The 22,452-nt window shown below is 71.4% G+C and carries 28 protein-coding genes; 17 read left to right on the forward strand and 11 right to left on the reverse strand.

Going from position 1 to position 22,452, the window contains the following annotated elements:
• Positions 1–254, forward strand: a 254-nt coding sequence (locus AC1DXK_RS05025; protein ID WP_456686273.1) for an integrase core domain-containing protein, incomplete at its 5' end; no start/stop codon positions are given.
• Between the two features lie 37 nt (positions 255–291).
• On the opposite strand, the gene AC1DXK_RS05030 is transcribed toward AC1DXK_RS05025, so the two are convergent.
• Positions 292–633, reverse strand: a complete 342-nt coding sequence (locus tag AC1DXK_RS05030; protein ID WP_477297060.1) for a YidB family protein — start codon at positions 631–633, stop codon at positions 292–294.
• Positions 634–799: 166 nt separating this feature from the next.
• Between AC1DXK_RS05030 and AC1DXK_RS05035 the strand changes: the two genes are divergently transcribed.
• Positions 800–1,060 (forward strand): hypothetical protein, encoded by a 261-nt coding sequence (locus AC1DXK_RS05035; protein ID WP_457104856.1) that lies wholly within the window; start codon positions 800–802, stop codon positions 1,058–1,060.
• A gap of 11 nt (positions 1,061–1,071) precedes the next feature.
• On the opposite strand, the gene AC1DXK_RS05040 is transcribed toward AC1DXK_RS05035, so the two are convergent.
• Positions 1,072–1,464, reverse strand: coding sequence for a YidB family protein (locus AC1DXK_RS05040; protein ID WP_457104857.1), 393 nt, complete (start codon positions 1,462–1,464; stop codon positions 1,072–1,074).
• 125 nt (positions 1,465–1,589) lie between these two features.
• On the opposite strand from AC1DXK_RS05040, the gene AC1DXK_RS05045 reads away from it, so the two are divergent.
• The 6 genes from AC1DXK_RS05045 (at position 1,590) to AC1DXK_RS05070 (ending at position 7,019) form a co-directional block, all read left to right on the forward strand.
• The gene (locus AC1DXK_RS05045; RefSeq protein WP_457104858.1) at positions 1,590–2,471 is read left to right on the forward strand and encodes an alpha/beta fold hydrolase; all 882 of its coding nucleotides are present in this window, start codon (positions 1,590–1,592) and stop codon (positions 2,469–2,471) included.
• 132 nt (positions 2,472–2,603) lie between these two features.
• Positions 2,604–2,936, forward strand: coding sequence for a preprotein translocase subunit YajC (yajC, locus tag AC1DXK_RS05050; protein ID WP_457104859.1), 333 nt, complete (start codon positions 2,604–2,606; stop codon positions 2,934–2,936).
• A gap of 57 nt (positions 2,937–2,993) precedes the next feature.
• The gene (secD, locus tag AC1DXK_RS05055) at positions 2,994–4,598 is read left to right on the forward strand and encodes a protein translocase subunit SecD (protein ID WP_457104860.1); all 1,605 of its coding nucleotides are present in this window, start codon (positions 2,994–2,996) and stop codon (positions 4,596–4,598) included.
• A gap of 190 nt (positions 4,599–4,788) precedes the next feature.
• Positions 4,789–5,730, forward strand: a complete 942-nt coding sequence (gene secF / locus AC1DXK_RS05060; RefSeq protein ID WP_457104861.1) for a protein translocase subunit SecF — start codon at positions 4,789–4,791, stop codon at positions 5,728–5,730.
• Between the two features lie 12 nt (positions 5,731–5,742).
• Entirely contained in the window at positions 5,743–6,141 is a 399-nt protein-coding gene (locus tag AC1DXK_RS05065) for an Mth938-like domain-containing protein (protein WP_457104862.1), read from the forward strand.
• Positions 6,141–7,019, forward strand: coding sequence for a phytoene/squalene synthase family protein (locus AC1DXK_RS05070; protein ID WP_477297064.1), 879 nt, complete (start codon positions 6,141–6,143; stop codon positions 7,017–7,019). The genes AC1DXK_RS05065 and AC1DXK_RS05070 overlap by 1 nt, the downstream gene beginning before the upstream one ends.
• Positions 7,020–7,128: 109 nt before the next feature.
• Here the strand turns inward: AC1DXK_RS05070 and AC1DXK_RS05075 are convergent, their stop codons facing one another.
• From AC1DXK_RS05075 to AC1DXK_RS05095, 5 genes are all read right to left on the reverse strand, one after another.
• Positions 7,129–7,776, reverse strand: a complete 648-nt coding sequence (locus AC1DXK_RS05075) for a protein-L-isoaspartate O-methyltransferase family protein (protein ID WP_457104864.1) — start codon at positions 7,774–7,776, stop codon at positions 7,129–7,131.
• Entirely contained in the window at positions 7,773–8,537 is a 765-nt protein-coding gene (gene surE, locus AC1DXK_RS05080; protein WP_457104865.1) for a 5'/3'-nucleotidase SurE, read from the reverse strand. Before surE ends, AC1DXK_RS05075 begins: the two co-directional genes overlap by 4 nt.
• A complete protein-coding gene (gene serS / locus AC1DXK_RS05085) occupies positions 8,537–9,877 on the reverse strand; it encodes a serine--tRNA ligase (protein WP_457104866.1) in 1,341 nt (446 codons plus the stop codon). Before serS ends, surE begins: the two co-directional genes overlap by 1 nt.
• A 99-nt stretch (positions 9,878–9,976) precedes the next feature.
• Positions 9,977–10,342, reverse strand: a complete 366-nt coding sequence (locus AC1DXK_RS05090) for a YybH family protein (protein WP_477297066.1) — start codon at positions 10,340–10,342, stop codon at positions 9,977–9,979.
• Between the two features lie 79 nt (positions 10,343–10,421).
• Positions 10,422–10,865 (reverse strand): OsmC family protein, encoded by a 444-nt coding sequence (locus AC1DXK_RS05095; protein WP_457104868.1) that lies wholly within the window; start codon positions 10,863–10,865, stop codon positions 10,422–10,424.
• A 166-nt stretch (positions 10,866–11,031) separates the two neighbouring features.
• Between AC1DXK_RS05095 and AC1DXK_RS05100 the strand changes: the two genes are divergently transcribed.
• Positions 11,032–11,907 (forward strand): ATP-binding protein, encoded by an 876-nt coding sequence (locus AC1DXK_RS05100; protein WP_457104869.1) that lies wholly within the window; start codon positions 11,032–11,034, stop codon positions 11,905–11,907.
• An 11-nt stretch (positions 11,908–11,918) separates the two neighbouring features.
• Here AC1DXK_RS05100 and dut read toward each other — a convergent pair whose 3' ends face one another.
• Entirely contained in the window at positions 11,919–12,389 is a 471-nt protein-coding gene (gene dut, locus AC1DXK_RS05105; RefSeq protein WP_457104870.1) for a dUTP diphosphatase, read from the reverse strand.
• On the reverse strand, positions 12,386–13,267 hold the full coding sequence (locus AC1DXK_RS05110; protein ID WP_457104871.1) for an HpcH/HpaI aldolase/citrate lyase family protein: 882 nt from the start codon (positions 13,265–13,267) through the stop codon (positions 12,386–12,388). The genes dut and AC1DXK_RS05110 overlap by 4 nt, the downstream gene beginning before the upstream one ends.
• Before the next feature lie 110 nt (positions 13,268–13,377).
• Here AC1DXK_RS05110 and AC1DXK_RS05115 point away from each other — a divergent pair, with 110 nt between their 5' ends.
• From AC1DXK_RS05115 to AC1DXK_RS05125, 3 genes are all read left to right on the forward strand, one after another.
• Positions 13,378–14,145: a DUF429 domain-containing protein gene (locus AC1DXK_RS05115; RefSeq protein ID WP_457104872.1), complete on the forward strand. Its 768-nt coding sequence runs from the start codon at positions 13,378–13,380 to the stop codon at positions 14,143–14,145.
• A gap of 88 nt (positions 14,146–14,233) precedes the next feature.
• Complete coding sequence (locus tag AC1DXK_RS05120; protein ID WP_457104873.1) at positions 14,234–14,749, forward strand: NUDIX hydrolase; 516 nt, start codon at positions 14,234–14,236, stop codon at positions 14,747–14,749.
• A 44-nt stretch (positions 14,750–14,793) separates the two neighbouring features.
• Positions 14,794–15,459 (forward strand): carbonic anhydrase, encoded by a 666-nt coding sequence (locus AC1DXK_RS05125; RefSeq protein ID WP_457104973.1) that lies wholly within the window; start codon positions 14,794–14,796, stop codon positions 15,457–15,459.
• Between the two features lie 167 nt (positions 15,460–15,626).
• On the opposite strand, the gene AC1DXK_RS05130 is transcribed toward AC1DXK_RS05125, so the two are convergent.
• Positions 15,627–16,328 carry a DUF4142 domain-containing protein gene (locus tag AC1DXK_RS05130; protein ID WP_457104874.1) on the reverse strand — a complete coding sequence of 234 codons (702 nt, stop codon included), beginning with the start codon at positions 16,326–16,328 and terminating at the stop codon, positions 15,627–15,629.
• A 283-nt stretch (positions 16,329–16,611) separates the two neighbouring features.
• Here AC1DXK_RS05130 and AC1DXK_RS05135 point away from each other — a divergent pair, with 283 nt between their 5' ends.
• From AC1DXK_RS05135 to nudC, 5 genes are all read left to right on the forward strand, one after another.
• Positions 16,612–17,760 carry an acyltransferase family protein gene (locus AC1DXK_RS05135; RefSeq protein WP_457104875.1) on the forward strand — a complete coding sequence of 383 codons (1,149 nt, stop codon included), beginning with the start codon at positions 16,612–16,614 and terminating at the stop codon, positions 17,758–17,760.
• A 27-nt stretch (positions 17,761–17,787) separates the two neighbouring features.
• On the forward strand, positions 17,788–18,651 hold the full coding sequence (locus AC1DXK_RS05140; protein ID WP_457104876.1) for a universal stress protein: 864 nt from the start codon (positions 17,788–17,790) through the stop codon (positions 18,649–18,651).
• A 111-nt stretch (positions 18,652–18,762) separates the two neighbouring features.
• Positions 18,763–19,359, forward strand: coding sequence for a hypothetical protein (locus AC1DXK_RS05145; protein WP_457104877.1), 597 nt, complete (start codon positions 18,763–18,765; stop codon positions 19,357–19,359).
• 81 nt (positions 19,360–19,440) lie between these two features.
• The gene (locus AC1DXK_RS05150; RefSeq protein ID WP_457104878.1) at positions 19,441–19,860 is read left to right on the forward strand and encodes an HIT domain-containing protein; all 420 of its coding nucleotides are present in this window, start codon (positions 19,441–19,443) and stop codon (positions 19,858–19,860) included.
• 7 nt (positions 19,861–19,867) lie between these two features.
• The gene (nudC, locus tag AC1DXK_RS05155; protein ID WP_457104879.1) at positions 19,868–20,770 is read left to right on the forward strand and encodes an NAD(+) diphosphatase; all 903 of its coding nucleotides are present in this window, start codon (positions 19,868–19,870) and stop codon (positions 20,768–20,770) included.
• An 82-nt stretch (positions 20,771–20,852) separates the two neighbouring features.
• Here nudC and cysG read toward each other — a convergent pair whose 3' ends face one another.
• The gene (gene cysG, locus AC1DXK_RS05160; protein WP_457104880.1) at positions 20,853–22,325 is read right to left on the reverse strand and encodes a siroheme synthase CysG; all 1,473 of its coding nucleotides are present in this window, start codon (positions 22,323–22,325) and stop codon (positions 20,853–20,855) included.
• Positions 22,326–22,452 lie beyond the last annotated feature (127 nt).

The raw sequence follows: 22,452 nt of genomic DNA on the forward strand, positions 1-22,452 counted from the left end.
ACCCGTGGACCAATGGCCAGGTCGAGCGCATGAACCGGACCCTCAAGGACGCGACCGTCAAGCGCTACCACTACGACAGCCACGACCAACTGCGGGAACACCTCGCCGCTTTCCTGGATGCCTACAACTTCGCCCGGCGGCTCAAGACCCTACGCGGCCTCACGCCATACGAAGCGACCTGCCGAGCCTGGGCAGACGACCCAGGCCGGTTCAGATACGACCCAACCCATCTCACCTCGGGACTGAACAGCTAGGGCTCATGGGCAGGGTCGGAGTGACGGCGTCCGAGCTCTAGGCCTTGGGCACCTGCAGCGTCCCGTCGGGGCTGTGATGATCCACCGTCGCGGGCAGCGCCTCGGCCAGGGTCGGGAAGAGCTGGTCCATCGGGACCCCGAGCTTCTGTGCCATCTGGCGGACCTGCTCGTTGTCGAGGACCTTGCGCAGGTCGTCCGCGGTGATCGGCTCGTTCGGCCCGCGCCCGAGCCAGGAATTGACCTGGTTCTCGTAGCCGGATCGCCGAAGCTGATCGAGGAGTGCGTTGAGGCCACCCGGTAAGACCTGCTGGATCACGCCCGGCAACGCCTTGAGGGCCATCTGCCCCAGCGAGCCGCCGAGGGAATTGAGCAGACTCATATGGGCCTCCCGTCAGACAATCGGTCTTCCGGCATTTTAGGGCGCCGATCGGGAAGAGGGAGAGGCCGGCCGCCTGCGGCGGGCTCGCGTGAACCGCAATTTACTCGACAGCGCCCGGCCGTTGGCCCGGTATGCCGCCCTGGACGTCGTTCCCCGGTTGGCGGTCATGAGATCCCTGGCGCTGTGTCTCGTGCTCCTGGTGACGGCCGGCGCGGCGAAGGCGCTGCCGGTCAACGAGACCACCCGGGCCGCTGATGAGCGCGTCCTCTCGGATGCCGTCTTCGTCCGGCCGCTCTACGGCGCATATCGACATTGCGGCGGCGCCTGTCTGAAGAGCGGCACGTTGACGTGGTTCTGCTTCGCGAGGCAGAGCTGCTACCTGAGCTGCGCGACTGCGCCGCCCCTGATGAAATGCGCCGCCCCCTGAGGCCCGGACGCTCAGCGCACCTGCGTGCTGAAGTTCGGCTGCGGCTTCAGCGCCCCGTTCTCGCTCTGGTCCGCGACCGCGGCGGGCAGAAACTCGGCCAGCGCCGTGGCGACGCGCGGCTCCGGAACCCCGAGATCGTAGGCGAGGCGCTCGGTCACGCCTTCCGGCAGGCAGGCCGCGACTGCGGTCGCCGGCACCGTCTGCCGCTCACCTGACGCGAGCCACGACTCGACGGCGGCGCCGTGTCCGTCGGCGCGCAGCCTGTCGAGGAAGGCTGCCAAGCCGCCCGGATAGAACTTCGCCAGGGCCATGGCGATTTTGCCGCTGCCGGCCTCTTCGAAGGCTCGATCGGCCGCCGCGACAACATCGCCGATCAGGTTCTTCGCATCGTCGAGCAGGCCCATCACTCTTCACCGTCGCGCTTCTTCGTCGCACGGAAAATCGGGCGCCGGCCGGGATCGGCAAGCACGTGCGGCAATTGCGCGACGGAACGGGTAAGGTCCGTGCCCGGGAATCGCGGGAGCCTTCGATGAAGCGCGTGCATGCCGGCGTGCTGGACGTCGCCTATCGGGAGATCGGGCCGGCGGACGGGCCGCCCGCGGTGCTGCTCCACGGTTTCCCGTACGATGTCCACGCCTGCACGGCCTCCGCGGCGCTGCTCGCTGAAACCGGCGTGCGCTGCCTCGTTCCGTACCTGCGCGGCTATGGGCCGACGCGGTTCCTGAATCCGGCGACCCCGCGCTCCGGCGAGCAGGCGGCCCTCGGGGCCGACCTCCTGGCCTTCCTGGACGCCCTCGCCATCGAGCGCGCCGTGCTGGCCGGCTACGATTGGGGCGGCCGGGCCGCCTGCGTGGTCGCCGCGCTCTGGCCGAGCCGGGCCACGGGGCTCGTGAGCTGCGGCGTCGGCTACAACATCCAGAACATCCCGGCTGCCGGGCGGCCCGTCGCGCCGGAGACCGAGCATCGGCTCTGGTATCAGTACTACCTCCACGGCGAACGCGGGCGCGCCGGTCTCGGGGCGAACCGGGACGCCTTCTGCCGCCTGCTCTGGCAGCTCTGGTCGCCGACCTGGGGCTTCGAGGCCGCGACATTCGCCGAGACCGCGCAATCCTTCGACAACCCCGACTTCGTCGACGTCGTGATCCATTCCTACCGCCACCGCTTCGGGCTCGTCCCGAGCGATGCGGCGCTGGTGGAGACCGAGGCGCGGCTCGCCGCGCAGCCGGACATCACCGTCCCGTCCATCGTGCTCCTCGGCGCCGACGACGGTGTCGGGCCGCCACCCGAGACCGACACGGATGCCCGTCACTTCACCGGCCCGTATCGGCGTGAGATCGTCGCGGGGGTGGGCCACAACTTTCCCCAGGAAGCACCGGAGGCCTTCGCGGCGGCGGTCCGCTCGCTGCTGTAGGGACGGCGCAGGGGCGCGTCGCTTCGGCGTTGCTTTCGGGAAGCCCCTGGCTATAGTCCGCGCGCTTTTCGACCGGTCTGTCCATGCCGAAAACCGGCGGCAGGCTCGTTCGCCATTTGCAGGAGACGCTCGTTGATCACCCCCGCCTTCGCGCAAGGGGCCGCTACGGCCGCTGGCGGAGCGGAGATCGCCTTTCAGGTGGTCCCGTTCGTCCTGATCTTCGTGATCATGTACTTCCTGATCCTGCGACCGCAACAGAAGCGGGTCAAGGACCACCAGGCGCTGCTCAAGTCCGTGCGCCGGGACGACACGGTGGTCACCAACGGCGGCATCGTCGGGCGCGTGACCAAGGCGTCGGACGACCAGCCTGAGATCGAGGTCGAGATCGCCCCGAACATCCGCGTGCGGGTGGTCCGGACGATGATCTCCGAGGTCCGCGCCAAGGGCACGGTGAAAGCCGCCTGACGTCCCGGTTGAACCGGCCGGCGCCGAGCGCCGGCCCAAAAGAGAAACAGACGGCCGATGCTGCGCTTCTCCCGTGCGAAGATCATCGCGACACTAGGCTTGATCCTGGTGGGGCTGATGCTCGCCGTGCCGAGCTTCTTCTCGCCCGAGCAGCGCAAGGGCTTCGTCGCCAGCCTGCCCTCCTGGTTTCCCAGCTGGGTCGTGCCGACGCGGGCCATCGTGCTCGGTCTCGATTTGCAGGGCGGCTCGCAACTCCTGCTCGAGGTCGACCAGAACGAGCTGATCGCGTCCCAGGCCAAGGCCCTGCGCGATGATGTGCGCCGGGTTCTCCAGCAGGAGAACGTCCGCGCCGACGGCGGCATCGGCCTGCTCCAGCGCGGCGTCCAGGTGAAGGTCGCGGACGATGCGGCCCGGGCCAAGGTCCTGCCGAAGCTGCAGGAGCTGGCGCTGCCGATCACCACCTCGCTGGGCCAGACCGCCGCCCGGACCCTCGACATCGCCGAGCAGCCCGGCGGCGTGATCCGCCTGACGCTCACCGATGCCGGCATCACCGACCGCACCCGCCGGGCCGTGAGCCAGGGCATCGAGGTCATCCGGCGCCGCCTCGACTCCACCGGCACCACCGAGCCGTCGATCCAGCAGCAGGGCGCCGACCGGATCCTGATCCAGGTTCCGGGCGAACAGAATCCCGAGCGGCTCGAGCGCCTCCTCGGCTCCACCGCCAAGCTCGAGTTCCGCATGCTCGCCGACAGCCCGTCGGGCGACGTCGACATGCTGCCGTCGAAGGACGAGAAGGGCGCCAAGGTCCCGGTCGAGCGCCGGGTGATGGCCGATGGCGGCGAGCTGACCGATGCGCAGCCCTCCTTCGACCAGCAGTCCCACGAGCCGATGGTGAGCTTCAAGTTCAACTTGCGCGGCGCGCAGCGCTTCGGGCAGGCGACCTCCGAGAACGTCGGCCGGCGCATGGCGATCGTGCTCGACAACGAGGTGGTCTCCGCCCCCGTGATCCGCTCGGCAATCACCGGCGGCTCGGGCCAGATCACCGGCAACTTCACGGTCCAGCAGGCCAACGACCTGTCGGTCCTGCTCCGGGCCGGTGCGCTGCCCGCGAAGTTCACCGTGGTCGAGCGCCGCGTCGTCGGCCCGGGCCTCGGTCGCGACTCCATCGAGGCCGGCAAGCTCGCAACCCTCGTCGCTGCGGGCCTCGTGGTGGCCTTCATGTTCGCGACCTACGGGACCTTCGGCTTCATCGCCAACATCGCGCTGATGGTCCACGTCGGCCTCATCCTGGGCCTGATGTCGGTGCTGGAGGCGACCATGACGCTCCCGGGCATCGCCGGCATCGTGCTGACCATCGGAACCGCGGTGGACTCGAACGTGCTGATCTACGAGCGCATGCGCGAGGAAAGCCATGCCGGCCGCTCGCTGATCTCGGCCCTGCAGGCGGGCTTCGACCGGGCGTTCGCCACGATCATCGACTCGAACTCGACCATGGCGATCGCCGCCTTGATCCTGTTCTTCCTCGGCTCGGGCCCGGTGAAGGGGTTCGCCGTGGTCTTCATCCTCGGCATCCTGACGACGGTCATCACCGCGGTGACGCTGACCCGCATGATGATCGCGGTGTGGTACAAGACCTTCCGGCCGAAGGCCCTGCCGTTCTGAAGTTTTGGAGGGTCGACGAAGGAAGCGCTGGCGGCGCGACGGACCCCCTCTCCCGTGTGGAAGAGGGTTGGGGTGAGGGATGCGACCCATCCGGATAGGGCACGCCCCTCACCCTGTCCCTCTCCCGCACGGGAGAGGGGACCTGCGCCTCGGCTTCTCGCGTCGCGGCTCCCGTAGAAGAGACACGACCATGCGCCTGCTCCGCCTCTGGCCCGATGAATCGCATTTCGACTTCATGCGATTCCGGCGCTTCACTTTCCCGCTCTCGGCGCTGCTCTCGCTCGCCACGGTGGCGCTGTTCCTGACCATCGGGCTGAATTTCGGCATCGACTTCAAGGGCGGTACCCTGGTGGAGCTGCAGGCGAAGTCGGGCACCGCGGATGTGGCGTCGATCCGCCATACCGCCGCGGGCTTCGGCTTCGGCGAGCCGGAGGTGCAGGAACTCGGCAACCAGGGCACCGTGCTGGTGCGCCTGCCGCTCCAGCCCGGCGAACAGGGCCAGACCGCGGTGATGAACAAGGCGCACGCCGCCTTCGACAAGGATTACGACTTCCGCCGCACCGAGACCGTCGGCCCGCGCGTCTCGGGCGAACTCGTGCAGTCCGGGACCCTCGGCGTCGTGCTCTCGGTCGTGGCGGTGCTGCTCTATCTGTGGTTCCGGTTCGAGCGGGAGCTGGCGCTGGGCGCGATCGTCGGCACGCTCCACGACATCGTGCTGACGGTGGGCGTGTTCATCATCACCCGCATCGAATTCAACATGACCTCGATCGCCGCGATCCTCACCATCGTGGGCTACTCGCTGAACGAGACCGTCGTGGTGTTCGACCGGACCCGCGAGCTCATGCGCCGCTATAAGACGATCCCGACCGTCGACCTGCTCAACCTGTCGATCAACTCCACGATGTCGCGGACCGTGATGACCTCGATCTCGTCATCCCTGTCGCTGCTGGCGCTGGTGCTGTTCGGCGGCGAGGCGATCAAGGGCTTCGCCGTGGTGATGCTCTGCGGCGTCGTGATCTGCACCTATTCGGCGATCTTCATCTCGACGCCGGTGTTGATCTATCTGGGCCTGATGCTCTCCGGCGCCCGCGCGGCGGCCGAGCGTTCCGGTGTCCCGCAGGCGGCGGAGTAGTTTTTTCACGTTATGGCCGAGCCGGAGACTTCCAAGGGTTTCGAATCCGGGTTCGTGCCGGGGCGCCACATCATCGACACCTACGGCAATGGCGGCTTCCGCTTCGCCGGAATGTCCCACCGCGGCTCGATCCTGCTCCTGCCATCGGGTGTGCGCGCCTGGGAGGTGATGGAGCCCAGAGCGATCGACCGTACGGCACTTCGCCCGGTCCAGGCCGAGGCGGCGGGGATCGAGCTCCTGCTCGTCGGGACCGGCCTCGACATCGCGGCGATCGACCCAGCCCTGCGGGGCTGGCTCAAGGATTTCGGGGTCGGCCTCGACGTCATGCAGACCGGAGCTGCGGCCCGCACCTACAACATCCTGGTGGCCGAGAACCGCAAGGTCGCGGCTGCCCTGATCGCGGTGGCCTGATGCCGGAGGCCGATGGCAGGACGGCGGAGACCGGGCTCCCCTTCGCGCAATCCCATTGCGAGGATCTCGTGCGGGYCGGCGACCCGGACCGCTACTACGCGACCCTGTTCGCGCCGGCGGCGGCCCGCCCGCATCTGTTCGCCCTTTACGCCTTCAGCTTGACCATCGCACGGGTGCGCGAGGCCGCCTCGAACCCGATGGCCGGCGAGATCCGCCTGCAATGGTGGCGCGACGCACTCCAGGGGGAAGCCCGGGGCGACGTGCGCGCCAATCCGGTGGCGGCCGCCCTGGAGGAGGCGATCCGGGTGAACCGGCTCGGGCGCCAGCCCTTCGTCGACCTGATCGACGCCCGCGTCTTCGACCTCTACGAGGACCCGATGCCCCGGGTGAACGATCTGGAGGGCTATTGCGGCGAGACCGCCTCGGCCCTGCTCCGGCTGGCGAGCCTCGTGATCGGCACCGGCACAGAGCCGGGGGGTGCGGGCGCGGCCGGCCATGCCGGCGTGGCCTACGGGATCACCGGATTGCTGCGCGCCCTGCCCTGGCATGCCCGCTCGGGTCAGGTCTACCTGCCTGCCGACATCCTCGGCCGCTACGGTGTCACCCGCGAGGACATCGTCACGGGGCGCGGCGGCCCGGGCCTGCGCCGGGCCTGCGCCGACCTGCGGGGGCTTGCCCGGCAGCACCTCAAGGCCTTCGAGGCGGCCCGCCCGACCATCGCGCCCTCGGCCGGGGCCGCCTTCCTCCCCGTGGCGTTGGTGGAGCCCTACCTCGCCGCCATGGAGCGGGCGAGCTACGATCCGCTCAACACGCTCATCGAGCTTCCGCGCTGGCGGAGGATGTGGCGCCTTTGGCGCGCGTCGCGGCGGTTGGGATAGCGGCCGGGACCCGAACGGTACCGTTGGGCTTTGCCCGCGCCCGGCCGCCCGCATGCCGGAAAAGGCCCGAGGCGGCGACGTGCAGACGGCGCCGCCGGTCCCGCTGCCCTCAGAGCACCCGCGCCAGCCCGGGGGTCAGTCCTGGAAGACGGGCCGCCGCACCGGGCTCGAGCTCGGCCTCCGGCGATGCCAGAGTGGCGATCCGGCAGAGCCCGTCGCGGATCAGTCCCGTCACGAGCCGCCCGCCGGGCTCGAGCGCCGCGCGCCAGTGCGGCGGAATCGCCTGCACACTGCCCTGCACGAGGATCCGGTCGAATCCGCCATCCGGCAGGTCCGCGCCCAGCCCGTCCGCCCGGACGACATGGACCTCCGCGAGGGCCGCGAGCCGCCGCGTCGCCTCGCCGGCGAGGGTCGCGTAGCGCTCGAGGCTGAGCACCGCGCCGGCCCCGAGCCGGGCAAGCAGCGCCGTCGCGTAGCCCGATCCGGTGCCGATCTCCAGCACCCGCTGGCCCCGCTCGACCCGCAGCAGCGCCAGCATCACCGCCACAGTCGACGGCGCCGTCATGGATGCCCCGCAGGACAGCGGCAGCGCGATGTCCCGCCTGGCGTGCTCCCGGTACTGCGGCGGCGCGAAGGCCTCCCGCGGCACCTGCTCCATGGCCCGCAAAACCGCAGTGTCCCGAAGGCCCCGCCCCCGGAGCGCCATCACGAAGGCCGCGTTGCCGGCAGCCGCCTCCAGGCTGCCCAGATCGATCACTCGGCGAAGGCCTGCGCGAATCGCGTCAGCGTCGGCTCGTCGGTGAGGTCGAGGCGCAGGGGCGTGACCGAGATCCGCTTCTCGGCGATGGCCTTCAGATCCGAGCCGTGGCCCGGCTCGAACCGAGCCTTGGCGAAGGCCAGCCAGAAATACGGGTTGCCGCGTCCGTCGACCCGCGCGTCGATCGACAGCAGCGCCTGGTTGCGGAAGCCCTGCGCGGCCACCGCGATGCCCTGCACGTCGGCCGGCTCGCAATCCGGAAAATTCACGTTGACCAGGATGCCCGGCTCGATCCCGGTCTCCAGGATCTTGCGGACGACCCGCGCCCCATGGGTCCGGGCGCAGTCCCATTTGAGATTGCCGCGGCCGCCGGCCCCATAGGCCTGACTCATCGCGATGGAGCGGATGCCGAGGATCGTTCCCTCCATGGCGGCCGCGATCGTGCCCGAATAGGTCACGTCCTCGGCGACGTTCTGGCCGCGGTTGACCCCCGACAGGACGAGGTCCGGCCCGTGGTCGCCCAGGATGTGGCGCACGCCCAGGATCACGCAATCCGACGGCGTGCCCTTCACGGCGAAGCGCTGCTCCGAGACCTGCCGCAGCCGCAGCGGGTCGTTGAGCGAGAGCGAGTGCGACACGCCGGACTGGTCGCTCTCCGGCGCCACGACCCAGACGTCGTCCGAGAGTTCCCGGGCGATCTCCTCCAGGGTGGCGAGGCCCGGCGCGTGGATGCCGTCGTCGTTGGTGACCAGGATACGCATCAGCGGGTGCCCTCGATCCGGTTGAGCCCGCCCATGTAGGGGTGGAGCACCGACGGGATCGTGAGGCTCCCGTCCGGGTTCTGGTAGTTCTCCATCACGGCGATGAGCGCGCGGCCGACCGCGACGCCCGAGCCGTTGAGGGTGTGGACATAGGCCGGCTTGCCGTCCTTGCCCCGGTAGCGGGCGTTCATCCGCCGGGCCTGGAAGTCGCCGCACACGGAACACGAGGAGATCTCGCGGTGGGTGCGCTGGCCCGGCACCCAGACCTCGATGTCGTAGGTCTTCTGCGAGGCGAAGCCCATGTCTCCGGTGCAGAGGGTCATCACCCGGTAGGGCAGGTCGAGCTTCTTCAGCACCGCCTCGGCGCAGGTGAGCATCCGCTCGTGCTCGTTGGCGGATTCCTCGGGCGTGGTGATCGAGACCAGCTCGACCTTGTTGAACTGGTGTTGGCGCAGCATGCCACGGGTGTCGCGCCCCGCCGCCCCGGCCTCGGCCCGGAAGCAGGGCGTCAGCGCGGTGAAGCGCAGGGGGAGTTCCTCCTCGCGGAGGATCGACTCGCGGACGAGGTTCGTCAGCGGCACTTCGGCGGTGGGGACGAGCCAGAATTTCTCGGTATTGCCCGAAGCCGGGTCCGCATCGGAGTCCCGCGCCTTGACGGCATCTAGCCCCTTGAACACCGAGAACTGGTCGTCCTCGAACTTCGGCAGCTGCGCGGTGCCGAACATGGCGGCGTCGCGCACCAGGATGGGCGGCGCCACCTCGAGATATCCGTGCTCCTGCGTGTGCAGGTCGAGCATGAACTGGCCCAGCGCCCGCTCCAGACGGGCGAGCTGGCCTTTGAGAACCACGAAGCGTGAGCCCGACAGCCGGGCCGCCGCCTCGAAATCCATCAGCCCGGCGGCCTCGCCGAGTTCGAAATGCTCGCGGCCCTCGGTCAGCCTTTCGCGCGTCGCTGCGTGACTGCGGTAGACGACGTTGCCGTGTTCGTCCGCGCCTTCCGGCACGTCGGCCTTCGGCCGGTTCGGGATCGCGGCGAGGCGGTCGGCCAGGGCCTTGTCGGCCGCGTCCTGCGCGGCCTTCAGTTCCGGCTCGGCTCCCTTCAGCGTCGCGACCTCGGCCATCAGGGCGGCGGCACGCTCTTCGTCCTTGGCCTTCTTGGCACCGCCGATCTCCTTGGCCAGCGCGTTGCGCCGCTCCTGGTTGGCCTGCGCGGCCGAGACCGACGCCTTGCGCGCCTCGTCGAGGTCGATCAGCGTGGCCGAGAGCGGCGCGAGGCCGCGGCGTTGGAGATCGTGGTCGAAGGCGTCCGGGTTCTCCCGGATGGCGCGGATGTCGTGCATCGAGTCGGCTCGGGTCTTCTGCGCAGCGTCGAGCGCGCGGGCTCGCTTTGCCGCATCGCGCCCGGTGGGACAAGCGCGGCTGGGATCCCGTGCCGCCGGTTACGCCTTCGGCGGCGCCAGCTTGAGCTGGTCGATCGCCCAGAGCCAAGTCCCGTCCGCCTGCTCCCGGGCGACCTCCACCGAGAATGCGCCGTTGGGCAACCGCGCGAAGGTCATGGCCAGCGCGCCGTTGCGCAGGGGCGGCAGCGTCTCCGGGGCCGGGAAATCGGATTTCCGCGCCAGCAGGTCGGTGTAGAAGCTCCGGATCTCGGCATGGCCCGTGGCGACGACGCGGCCCGCCGCCAGAACCGCGTCCGGCTCGTACAGCGCGACGAGCCCCTCGACGTCGCCGGCATTGGCGCGTCGGTTGAACAGGGCGGCAAGCGCTTCGGGGGCGCGGGCGGTCTCTCGCATCTCGTCCGACATAGCGTCTCCTCGTTTGGCCTCGGCGGCCGGCCGATGGTGCGGCAATGCGCCGGACGGCCGATCTTTCCCCGACCGCCGGTCATTTCAGGCGCGTGCCGTCGCGGTCGGCCACCGAGACGGCCACCGGTATCCCGGCCTTCACGCTCTCCGAGACGGTGCAGAACCGCTCGAACTGGTCCAGCACCCGGTCGATCCGCGGCATCTCGACCACCGCCGCGCCGAGGCGGATGCGCACGTCGATCCCGGTGATGCGGAGGCGCCCCTCCCCGTTGCGCTCCACCCGGCAGGAGGCCTCGGCGGACACGCCCTGCCCGTCCTGCCGGAACTTGCCGAGGGCGAAGACGAGGCTGGCGCACAGGCAGTTCGCGACGCCGGAGATCAGCAGCTGTTCCGGGAAGGGGCCGGTCCCGCCGCCGATCGGCGGTGCCTCGTCGGTGATGAGCGCCGGCAGCGCCGCGCTGAAATCCACCGTGAAGATGTAATCGGCGACCTGGGTGATCCGGATCGTCGGTCCCGCTTCCATCGATGCCCTCCGGCGGCCCTGCGCCTCGACCTGCCGCGATGTCCAACGCCCGATCCGGGTTCGCGTTCGGAAAGCCCGCGCCCTGCGTCGGGAGACGGATGATTTCCCCGGGCGATGTCCGTAGAACCGGCTGCCTGACCGATCCGAACGCGAACCCCCCGATCCGATGACGAGCCCCGCGACCCTGGATACCCTGATGCCTCTTCTGGAGCGCATCGCCACAGCGCTGGAGCGGGCCGCGCCGACCGCCCCGCCGGCCTTCGATCCCGCCGCCGCGGACGCCTTCCTGTGGGGTCCCGAGCGCCGTCTGACCCCGGTGCCGGAGGTGGCGCGAGTGGAGATGGGCCTGCTCACCGGCATCGACCGGGCGCGCGACATCCTGGTCGAGAACACCGAGCGCTTCGCCCGCGGCCTGCCGGCCAACAACGCCCTGCTGTGGGGCGCCCGCGGCATGGGCAAGTCCTCGCTGGTCAAGGCGGCCCATGCCGAGATCAACGCCCGCCGGCCCGCCGGCAGCCGGCCGATGAAGCTCGTGGAGATCCACCGCGAGGACATCGAGGCGCTGCCCGACCTGATGGCCCTGCTGCGCCCGGACCCGCACCGCTGGCTCGTCTACTGCGACGATCTCTCCTTCGACGCGGACGACACCTCGTACAAGTCGCTCAAGACCGCGCTGGACGGCGGCATCGAGGGCCGGCCGAACAACGTGCTGTTCTACGCCACCTCCAACCGACGGCACCTGCTGGCCCGCGACATGGTGGAGAACGAGCGCTCCACGGCGATCAATCCCGGCGAGGCCGTGGAGGAGAAGGTCTCGCTGTCCGACCGGTTCGGCCTGTGGCTCGGCTTCCACAAGTGCAGCCAGGACGAGTATCTCGCGATGATCCGCGCCTATGCCGACCGCCACGGCCTCGCCGTGCCGCCGGAGCAGCTGCGCGCCGAATCGCTGGAATGGTCCACCACGCGCGGCTCGCGCTCGGGCCGGACCGCCTTCCAGTTCATCCAGGACCTGGCCGGGCGGCTCGGCAAGACGCTGGACTGACGGATACCCAGCTACCGCCCGCTCGACCCGAACCCGCCCGACCCGCGCCCCGAGGCGGGGGCCGCCTCGCCCTTCAGCACGGTCAGCACCGGTCGGGTGATCCGCGTGAAGACGAGCTGCGCGATCCGCTCGCCCGGCTCGATCCGGACGGGCTCGGAAGCGTCGCGGTTCCAGGCGGAGACCATCAGCGGCCCTTCGTAATCCGCGTCGATGACGCCGGTGCCGTTGCCGAGCACCAAGCCCTCGCGGTGCCCGCGCCCCGAACGGGGAAAGATCAGCCCGCACCACGCGGGATCGCGGATCAGGACGCTGAACCCCGCCGGAATCAGCACCGGCTTGGCCTGGGGTTGCAGCACAAGCGGCGCGTCGAGGCAGGCATGCAGGTCGAGGCCCGCGGCGGCCGACGAGCCCCAACGCGGGAAGCCCCACTCGGGCAACCGCGGGTCGAGCAGTTGCAGGCCGACTTCCGGCAGATCGCTCACGCGCCGAGCCGCCCGATCGCCTCGGCCAGGGCCAGGGTGCGCCGGGCGGACTCGACGTGGAGGCGCTCGACCATCTGCCCGTCGAGGGCGATGACGCCCCGCTCGCGGTTCTCCGGCGCCGCGAAGGCGTCGACCACGCGCCGCGCCTGCGCGATCTCGTCGGCCTCCGGCCCGAAGGCGGCGTTGGCCGGGTCGATCTGGCTCGGATGGATCAGCATCTTGCCGTCGAAGCCGAGGTCGCGCCCCTGCCGGCACTCGGCGTCGAACCCCGGCGCGTCGCGCAGGTCGGTGAATACGCCGTCGATCGCCTCGATCTCGTAGGCCCGGGCCGCAGCCAGCACCGTCATGAGCCACGGCACGAGGGCCGCCCGTCCCGGGGGCCGGATACGCGCGGCCTTCAGCAGGTCGTTGGGGCCGATCACAAAGGCGGCGAGCCGACCGTCCACGTCCCGGGCCGCCCCAGCGATCTCGGCGGCGTTCACCACCGCCATGGGCGTCTCGATCATCGCCCAGACCCGGGTCGCCTGCGGCGCGCCGAGCCGGCGCAGCCGGGAGCCGACGGCGATCAGCGTGTCGGAACTGCGCACCTTCGGGACCAGGATCGCGTCCGGCGCGGCCGTGGCCAGCGCCGTGAGATCCGCCTCGCCATCCTCGGTCTCGGGCGGGTTGATCCGCACCACCACCTCGCGGGGGCCGAAGCCGCGCGCCGCCACCGCGGCGGCGACCTGTACGCGCGCCGCCGCCCTGGCCTCGGGCGCGGTGCCGTCCTCCAGGTCGATCAGGATGACGTCGGCCGGCAGCGACCGTGCCTTTTCCAGTGCCCGGGCGTTGGAGCCGGGCATCGCCAGCACGCTGCGGCGGGGACGGATCTCGCTCATCACGCTTCTCCCGGGGCGGCGGCGCCCGCCGCGTCGCGGATAGCTCTCCGCGGGCAGGCGGGCAAGGATCCGGACGGCGTTCTGCGGCGCGGGCGACAGTGAGGAGCGGCATGGGGCGGTGGATCGCGGGGCTGGACGGCTGCCAGGGTGCCTGGGCGGGGGCGCTGATCGACCTCGATGATCCCGGCCGGCACCGCTGCGCCCTGTTCCCGGACCTGGCTGCGCTCCTCGACGCACCCGAGCAGCCGCGCTGCGTCGGGATCGACGTGCCCATCGGGCTGCCCGACCGGATCCGCGGCGGCGGCCGGGCCGCCGACCGGGCGGCGCGTGCCCGGCTCGGAGCGGCGCGGTCGTCGGTCTTCCCGATGCCGCCGCGGGCTGCCGTCTACGCCCCAGACTACGCGGCCGCCAAGGCCGCTTCGCGCGCTGCCAGCGATCCGCCCTTCGCCCCCTCGATCCAGGGCTACAACATCTTCCCCTATGTCCGCGCGGTCGACACGCTGCTGCGGGAGCGGCCGGAGGTGCGCGGGCGGGTCCACGAGGTCCATCCCGAGGTCGCCTTCCATGCCCTCAACGGCGGCCACCCCCTCGGGCTGCCCAAGAAGGGCGCCCGCGCCCGGGCGGGGCTGGACCTCCGGCGGACGCTCCTCGCGGCGGCGGGCCTGCCGGCCCCGCTGATCGCGACACGGGTGAAGGGCGTTCCGGAGAACGACCACCTCGATGCTCTGGCCGCGCTGGTGGTGGCCCGCGACATCCTCCTGGGACGAGCCGTACCGCTGCCGGATCCGCCGGACGAGGACGCCTACGGGCTACCCGTGGTGATCTGGGCACCGGCGCTCGGCGGGACCGGGGAGAGCGCGGCGCACGCAGCGCGGTAGCGCCGTGCGCCGCCGATCGGCAGCGGAACCGTGCTGTTTTGCGCGGAGCCAGTGTCCGTGCCCGGGCATCCGCTCTAGCTCTGGCTGCATGAGTGCCGACAACCCCCTTCCCGTCCGTCACATCGCCCGCGCGATCGTCCTCGATCCGCAGGACCGCATCCTGCTCATCGCCTACACGTCGGTGCACGCGAAGGAGCCGGACGGCGCGCCGCTGCGCTTCTGGTTCATGCCCGGCGGCGGTCTGGAGCCCGGCGAGGACCACGTCACGGCCTGCCGCCGGGAGCTGGAGGAGGAGATCGGCCGTCCCGACGTCACGATCGGCCCGCAGGTCGCCGCCTGCGACGGCCCGTTCCACCTGTTCCGACAGTCGCGGGACGCCCGGGAGCGCTACTTCCTGGTCCGCCTGCCCGACGACCGGGTCGATACGAGCCGCCTCGCCGAGACCGAGGACAACCCGCTGATCGGAACGCGCTGGTGGCCCCTCGCGGAACTCCGCGCCAGCGGCGAGCGCGTCGAGCCGGCCGGCCTCGCCGACCTTGCGGCCGAGCTCGCGAGCGGGACTATTCCGACACAGCCACGCGTTCTTGCTTGGCGCGAACCTTGAGTTCACCCCCGCCGACGCGGGATTGTCTAACTGGAGACGACGTGATGTTCCCCGTTTACCTGACCGAAGGCTACCGGTCCTTCCTGCTCGACCGCTTCCCGACCGAGCGGCGGCGCTTCGCGCAACTCGCGTCCAGTCAGAACCCGGAAATCCTGGTCATCAGCTGCTGCGACAGCCGGGTGTCCCCGAGCGCGATCTTCAATGCCGGGCCGGGCGAGCTGTTCACGATCCGCAACGTCGCCAACCTCGTGCCGGTCTACCAGCCCGACGGCCAGTATCACGGCACCTCGGCGGCTCTGGAATTCGCCGTCCAGGCTCTCGAGGTGAAGCACATCGTGGTGCTCGGTCATGCTACCTGCGGCGGCATCAAGGCCTACGCCAACAAGGCCAAGCCGCTCTCGCCCGGCGACTTCATCGGGAAATGGGTCTCGCTCGTCGGTCAGGCCGAGGACAAGGCCGGCGATCCCGAAGCACCGGGCTATCTGACCCGGCTGGAACACGCCGTGGTCGTCCAGAGCATGGAGAACCTGTTGACCTTCCCGTTCGTGAAGGAGCGGGTCGATAGCGGCCGGCTGGAGATCCACGGCGCCCATTTCGGCGTGGCCAGCGGCTCCCTGCTGGTGCGCGATCCGCAGTCCGGCGAGTTCAAGGCGCCGATCGACACCGCCGGACTGGCGGTCCGCTCGGTGGCCGCCATCGCCTGCGAGTGAGCGAGCGGCGCTGACGCCGCGGATCGGAACCGGCCCTCCCGGTTCCGATCCGCGCGATCCCGGACCCGGGCCGCGGGCTCTCCCGACACGAAAAAGGCGGCGGGCTCGCGCCCCCCGCCTTTCGGCCCGGCCGAAGCCGAGCCGCCCATCAACCGGGTGCCGACGACTTACATCGCGCCCGGCAGGCGCTGGGCCTGGTTGTAATGCATCTGCAGCGCCGGCAGGGCCTGCTGGGCGTAGTTGCGCAGGGCCGGGTTCGGGCCACCCTGGGCGTAGGCCTGCGTCATCGCGATGGTCATCTGATGCGCCTGGAGCTGCTGGCTGGCGTACAGCCGATCGAAGCGCGGGCCGGCCGGGGCCGCGGACAGTTCGGACAGCATCGCCTGCTGCTCGGGGCTCGGCGGGACGATGGTCGAGGCGCCCGTGGCCATCCCGTCGCCGCGGCCGAGACGGCCGCCCGCCGCCGCGCCGTTCGCAGCCCCGGCACCGGCGCCCTCGAGGCCGCCGACGGGACCACCCGCCAGGGTGCCGCCGACCACGCCGGTCGCGGCACCGACGCCCGCGCCCACGGCACTGCCCGCCACAGCGAGCGGCGCGGTGACCAGACCGCCGAGGCCCGGCTCGCCGGCCACGCCGTTCATCTGGCCACCGGCGAGGGCGACGTTGGCGGCGCGGTGGTCACGCAGCACGGCCTGGGCGTAGGAGCGGACCTTCGGATTGCGCGACTTGGACAGGGCGATCTGCGAGGACTGGATCTCGAACGCGTTCGCCTGCATCGACTGAAGGCGGAAGTCGTTGGCGCTCTGCGCGAGGGCGGGGGTCGACAGCGCCAGGACGAGTGCGGACGCGGCAGCGTAGTTCTTCAGCATCGGGACCTCTCATCGAAATGGACGCGCGAACTGTTCGGGGACGCCGTATGCGCAGGGCTAGACACTCGGCGCCGGCGCGTTCGCGAATTGGTGCGTCAACGAGGCCATGGCCTTATGGTTCCTGTCATTTTTGCCTCGGGCCATGGGGTTCCGGACCGGCGTCCGGCCCGGCGATGAGCCGCCGGCGGCACGGGTTGGCCGCCCGGATCGCCCACTGCGCGGCCGGCAGCCGAGGCCGTCGCGCCGGCATCGCGGCGTCGTCCGCGCGGTTCCGGGGCTTCCGGTGATTTTCGTCGCGATCCAAATCCTGCGCGCCGCCGCCGCCCTGATGGTGGCGTGGCATCATGCGCGGCACGAGGCCGGGCTGCTCGCCCAGCGCGGTGCCGGTCCCGGGCTGGACCCTTCGACGCTCGTCCCCTGGTGGGGCGGGGTCGATCTGTTCTTCGTCATCTCCGGCTTCGTCATCGTCCATGCCGGCGGCCGGCTGGCCGGTATGCCGGGTGGACGTGCCCGTTTCCTCGCCCACCGGATCGCCCGGGTCGTTCCCCTCTACTGGCTGGTGAGCTTTGTCTATCTCGCCCTCGCCCTGGCGCGACCGGACCTGCTCGGCGATGCGGCGGCCCTGGCCCGCGATCCCGGCGCCCTCGTCGCCGGATTCCTGTTCTGGCCGGCGGCACGCCCAGACGGCTCCGTCCAGCCGCTCTACGGACTGGGCTGGACGCTGAACTACGAGGCGTTCTTCTACGCACTCTTCGCCTTCGGGCTCGGATTCGGCCGGCGTGGCGCCGTCGCGTTTCTGTGCGCGGCCCTGGTCCTGCTCGTGGCCGCCGGCGCCCTCGTGTCCGGCCTCCCGGTGGCCCTGCGCTTCTGGGCCGATCCGATCGTGCTCGAATTCGCCGCCGGCGCCGGCCTCGCCCTCGCCTACCGGGAAGGATTCCGGCCGAAGGCCGTCCTGCGGGTCGGCCTCTCGATCCTTGGGGGCGTCGGGCTGGTCCTGGCCGCGCGGGTCCTCGACGGCCAGGGCGAGGCTGCCGGGTTCCTGCGGCCTCTCCTCGTCGGGGTGCCGGCCGTCCTCTTGGTGGCGGCCGCCCTCGGGCCGGCGCGTGGGGCCACTGAGGTTGCGCGGCTGCCCGCCGCGATCCGGGGGCTCGTCAGCCTCGGCGACGCGTCCTACGCGCTCTATCTCGTGCATCCCTTCGCCCTCCGGCTGGTGCGCGAAGGGCTGGTCCGCTTCGGGCTCGCCTCGGACCTGCACCCCTGGGGCGGCATGGCCCTGATGCTCGCGGGCAGCGCCGTGGCCGCGAGCGTGGTCCACCGCTGGGTAGAGCGGCCGCTGACCGCGACGGTCCGCGCCCAGCTCGATCCGGGCGAACCGCAAAACCGTGTGCGCGCCGCGCCCGCCCCGGTTCCACCGGGCGGCCGGGCGGATTAGCTTCGCGAGCCCGAGGAGGAGGCCACCATGAAGACCCTGCTCGTACCCGTCGCGATGCACGATGCTCTGCCCTCCGTCTTCGAGACGACGCGGCTGGCGGCGACGCGCTTCGGAAGTCTGATCGAGGGCGTTTCGCTGCGCCCGGCGCTGGCCGAATACGTGCCCGTCGACATGGTTGGCGGCATGACGTGGCTGCGCGACGAGGAGGCCGACCGCGCCGAGGCCGAGGAGGCGGGCGGGCGCTTCGTCGCCTTCATGGACGGGGCCGGCATCCCCCGTCACGCCCGGGACGGTCTCTGCATACCGGACCGCGTGCCGGATGCCGGTCCGCGCTACCGCTGGCGGCAGGACGTGCCCACCGGCGACGCGTTCCTGGGCCAGTATGCGCGGCTGTTCTCGGCCACAGTGGTCGGGCGCCCGGGCACCACCGACAACGCTCCGCGCATGACCACCTTCGAGACGGCCCTGTTCGAGAGCGGCCGGCCGATCCTGCTGGCGCCCCCTACGGCGCCGACGAGCCTCGGCGACGCGATCATCATCGCGTGGAACGGCTCCACCGAGACCGCCCGGGCGGTGGCCTTCGCGATGCCGTTCCTGCGGCGGGCGGAACGGGTCCTGGTTCTCAGCGTCGAGGGCGGCATGGTGCCGGGACCGACCGCTCAGGATCTGGCCCAGGCGCTGGCCTGCGAGGGCGTGGACGCTTCGTATCGCGCCCTGCCGGCGGGCCGGCGGGTTCCGGGTGAGACGTTCCTGGCCGAGGCCAAGGCCTTCGGCTGCGACCTGCTGATCAAGGGCGCGTACACTCAGAGCCGCCTGCGCCAGATGATCTTCGGCGGCGTCACCAGCCACGTCCTGGCCCATGCCGACATGCCGGTTCTGATGGCCCACTGAGCCGACCGGGCGCCGGACCGCGACCGCGCCGGGAACCGGTGCCGGCCCCTGGCGTTCGGCTCCCGCACCCGGATGGCGGACCGATTGTAGAGGAGCCCCGTGACGAGCCTCGTGAGACGTCTCTTCCTCGCCGGCGTCCTGGCGGTCGCAGCCGGTCCCGCCGCGCGGGCCGAGCCGATGACGGTCCGGTTCCGCGGCGTCGTGGTGTCGGCCGATTCAGAGCGGCTGGAGATCCGCCGTTCCAGCGGCAGCACCCTCACGGTGCAGATGAGCCCGCGGACCCGGATCTACGCGGTCAACGGGGCCGCCCTGCGGAACATCAAGCCCGAGAGCTACGTCAGCGTTCTGGGCGCTGGCGGCTCCGAGCCGCGACAGGCCCAGGCGGTGACGCTGTACTCGCCCTCCGAGCGGGGCTTCGAGGCGGGCAGCCAGCCCTGGGACACGGCGAAGGGGGCGATTCTGTCGGCCGGATGGGTCGCCGACCTCCAGAGGGGGGCGCCGATGCGGCTGACGCTCGCCTATGGCGGAGGCCAAGCGTCCTTCGCGATCCCCGAGGGCACGCCGGTCACCCAGTTCTCCCCCGGCGAGAAGGCGATGCTCCAGCCGGGCGCTGCCGTCACGATCTTCGCGCGGTCGGGGCCGGAGGGTGGCGCCCTGGTGGCCGGGACGATCGCGGTGGGACGCCAGGGCGTCGTCCCGGGACTCTGACCGCGCCGATCGCCGCGCTGCGTCACCGACGGCGCAGGGAACCCGCGCGCGGACGCGCAAGCTGCGCTACATCGGTGGGCGATGACCGAGTCCGCCTTCACCCTCGATCCGCGCCTGGCCGCCGACACCGTCGAAGTCGGCGACCTTTCCCTGTGCCGCGTGCTGCTGATGGACGATGCCCGGTTTCCGTGGCTGATCCTGGTGCCCCGCCGTCCGGACGTCAGCGAGGTCACCGATCTCACCGAGACCGACGCGGCCACGCTCTGGCAGGAGATCCGTCTCGCCACGGGTGTGATGCAGACGTTGTCGAGGCCCGACAAGGTGAATGTCGGCGCCCTCGGCAATGTCGTGGCGCAGCTCCACGTCCACGTGGTCGGCCGATTCCGTTCGGATCCGGCCTGGCCGAGCCCCGTCTGGGGCTTCGAGACCCGCACGCCCTACCCGACCCATGCCCGCGCCCAGCTCCTGGAGCGCGCCGGCGCCTTGTTCTCCGCGGCCTGACCCTCGCATGACCGATCCCCGCGACACCCTGGGCTTCGTCCGCAACCGCCTCGAGCGCCACTCGGCCGAGCAGCCCGAGGAGGCGGTGCCCGCCTTCGACGCGCCGGGCGCCCGCCTCGTCCTGATCTGCGGCGACCGGATCGTCCTGCACGGGCCGACGGCGCTGATCGCGCCCGCGGCGGCGGCCGACCTCGAGCCCGGCCCGCGCATCTTCCTCGGCCATCGGGACGGGCAGCCTGTCTTCGCTGCCGCCGCACCCGCCGAGGCGGCGGAGCGGTTCGCCGACGACCGGACCCGGACCCTCGACCTGCGGTCGATCGCCACCGAAGCCGCCGTGGAGGCCGAAGAACTCGGCCTCTTGGCCGTGGCCAAGTCGATGCTCGACTGGCACGCTCGTCACGGCTTCTGCGCCAATTGCGGCACCGCCACCGTGGCGAAGGCGGGCGGCTTCCGGCGGGAATGCCCGCAGTGCAGCGCCCACCACTTTCCCCGGGTCGACCCCGTGGTGATCATGCTGGTGCGCCGGGGCGACACCTGCCTCCTGGGGCGGGGGCCGCATTTCCGGCCGCACATGTTCTCCTGCCTCGCGGGCTTCCTGGAGCCCGGGGAGACGATCGAGGACGCGGTCCGCCGCGAGGTCTTCGAGGAGACGCGGATCCGCGTCGGCGCGGTCACCTACCGGACATCGCAGCCCTGGCCGTTCCCGTCCTCCCTGATGCTCGGCTGCGCGGCCGAGGCCCTCGACGCGGCGATCGTGACCGACCCGAACGAGCTGGAGGACGCCCGATGGTTCACCCGGGGCGACGTCGCCGCCATGCTCGACGGCACGCATCCCGAGGGCATCCAGGCCCCCCCGCCCATGGCGATTGCCAATTATCTGATGCGCGCCTTCGTGGCCGGCGAGACCTGACCGACGTGGCTCGGTTCAGCCCGGGCCGCCGGGCTGTCGGTTCGGATCGTCGCGACGCAAGAGACGCGCGGAGGCTCTGCGGTCAGACCACCATGCGGCTCTGCTCCGCGTCCACCGGCACCGCGCCCCGCATTTCCGCGAAGGCCGTCCCGACCATCAGCAGCGCCGGCCCGTCGAGACCTGCCGCCTCCACCGCGTCGGCGAGGTCGGCGGCCGTGCCCCGCAGGGCCTGCTGGTTCGGGCGGGTGGCGTTGAACACGAGGAGCGCCGGGGTCGACGGCGCCAGTCCCTCCTCCACCGCCCGTGCCAGCAGCGCCCGGAGGGTGCGCTTGGGCATGTAGACCACCGTGGTGACGCTGGGATCGGCGAGCGCCCCCCAGTTCAGGTCATCGGGGAGCGCCCCGCGGCGGTCGTGGCCGGTGACGAACTGGAGCCGGCGCGCGGCGTCGCGATGGGTCAGGGACAGTCCGAGCGACGCCGCCGCACCCTGCGCGGCCGAGACGCCCGGCACCACCGTCACGGGGATGCCGGCGACCCGGCAGGCCTCGATCTCCTCGCCCGCCCGGCCGAAGACCAGCGGGTCGCCGGATTTCAGCCGCACCACCTGCTTGCCCGAGCGGGCGAGCTGCACCATCAGCGCGTTGATGTCGTCCTGGCGGCAGGAGGGTCCGTGGCCGGTCTTGCCAACCAGCATCGTGCGGGCCTCGCGGCGGGCGTAATCCAGGATCTCGGGGGCGACGAGGTCGTCGTAGAGGATCACGTCGGCGTTGCGGAGCGCCCGAAGCGCCTTGAGCGTCAGCAGTTCCGCGTCGCCTGGGCCGGCCCCCACCAGCCAGACCGCGCCGCCTTTCGGGGCGGCCTCGGTCTCGCCGAGCAGTTCGGCGAGGTCCGTGTCCGACGGCGCCCGGTCGGGCTCCGCGAAGGCGCGGTCTGTGAAGCGCTCCCAGAAGAAGCGCCGCTCCGCGAAACCGTGGAAGCGGGCCGTGACGCCGTCCCGCCAGTCGCGGGCGGCGCCGACCCAGCGGGCGAAGCCTCGGGGCAGCATCGCCTCGATCCGGGCGCGCACGGTCTGGCCGAAGACCGGGGCGGCGCCCTCCGTGGAGATGCCGACCACGAGCGGCGAGCGGTTCACGATGGCGCCGAACTTCACGTCGCAGAGATGCGGCCGGTCCACCGCGTTGACGATGGCGCCGGCCCCGCGGGCCGCGACCACGAAGGCGACGCACTCGGCCTCGTCCTCCATCGCGCCGATGCAGAAGGCCGCGCCCCAGAGATCGTCCGGGCTCCAGGTGCGTTGGTGCAGCACCACCTGCCCGTCGACGATCTCGCCCGGCACGGCGCGCAGCTCCTCGCTGGGCTCGGGCGCGTAGACGTCGACATGGGCGCCGGCCGCGGCCAGCACCTTCACCTTCCACGGGGCGCCCCCGGACGAGCCGGCGAGAACCACGCGCTTGCCGCGCAGGGGCACGAAGACGGGCAGCACCGCCAGCGGCTCCAGGCCGGCGGCCTTGGTCTCGCGGGGGGCGCGGGCGGCGCGCAGGGGGGTCTCGGTCACGGGCCTGTCCTGAATCGTCCTGATTTGACTGGTCCCGCCCACGCCCCTCATCCTGAGGTGCCAGAACGCAGCGGAGGCCTCGAAGGAGGGCTCCAGGGATCACGAGGCCGGCTGGAACCCTCCTTCG

Source organism: Methylobacterium sp. P3_A11, from assembly GCF_056403155.1.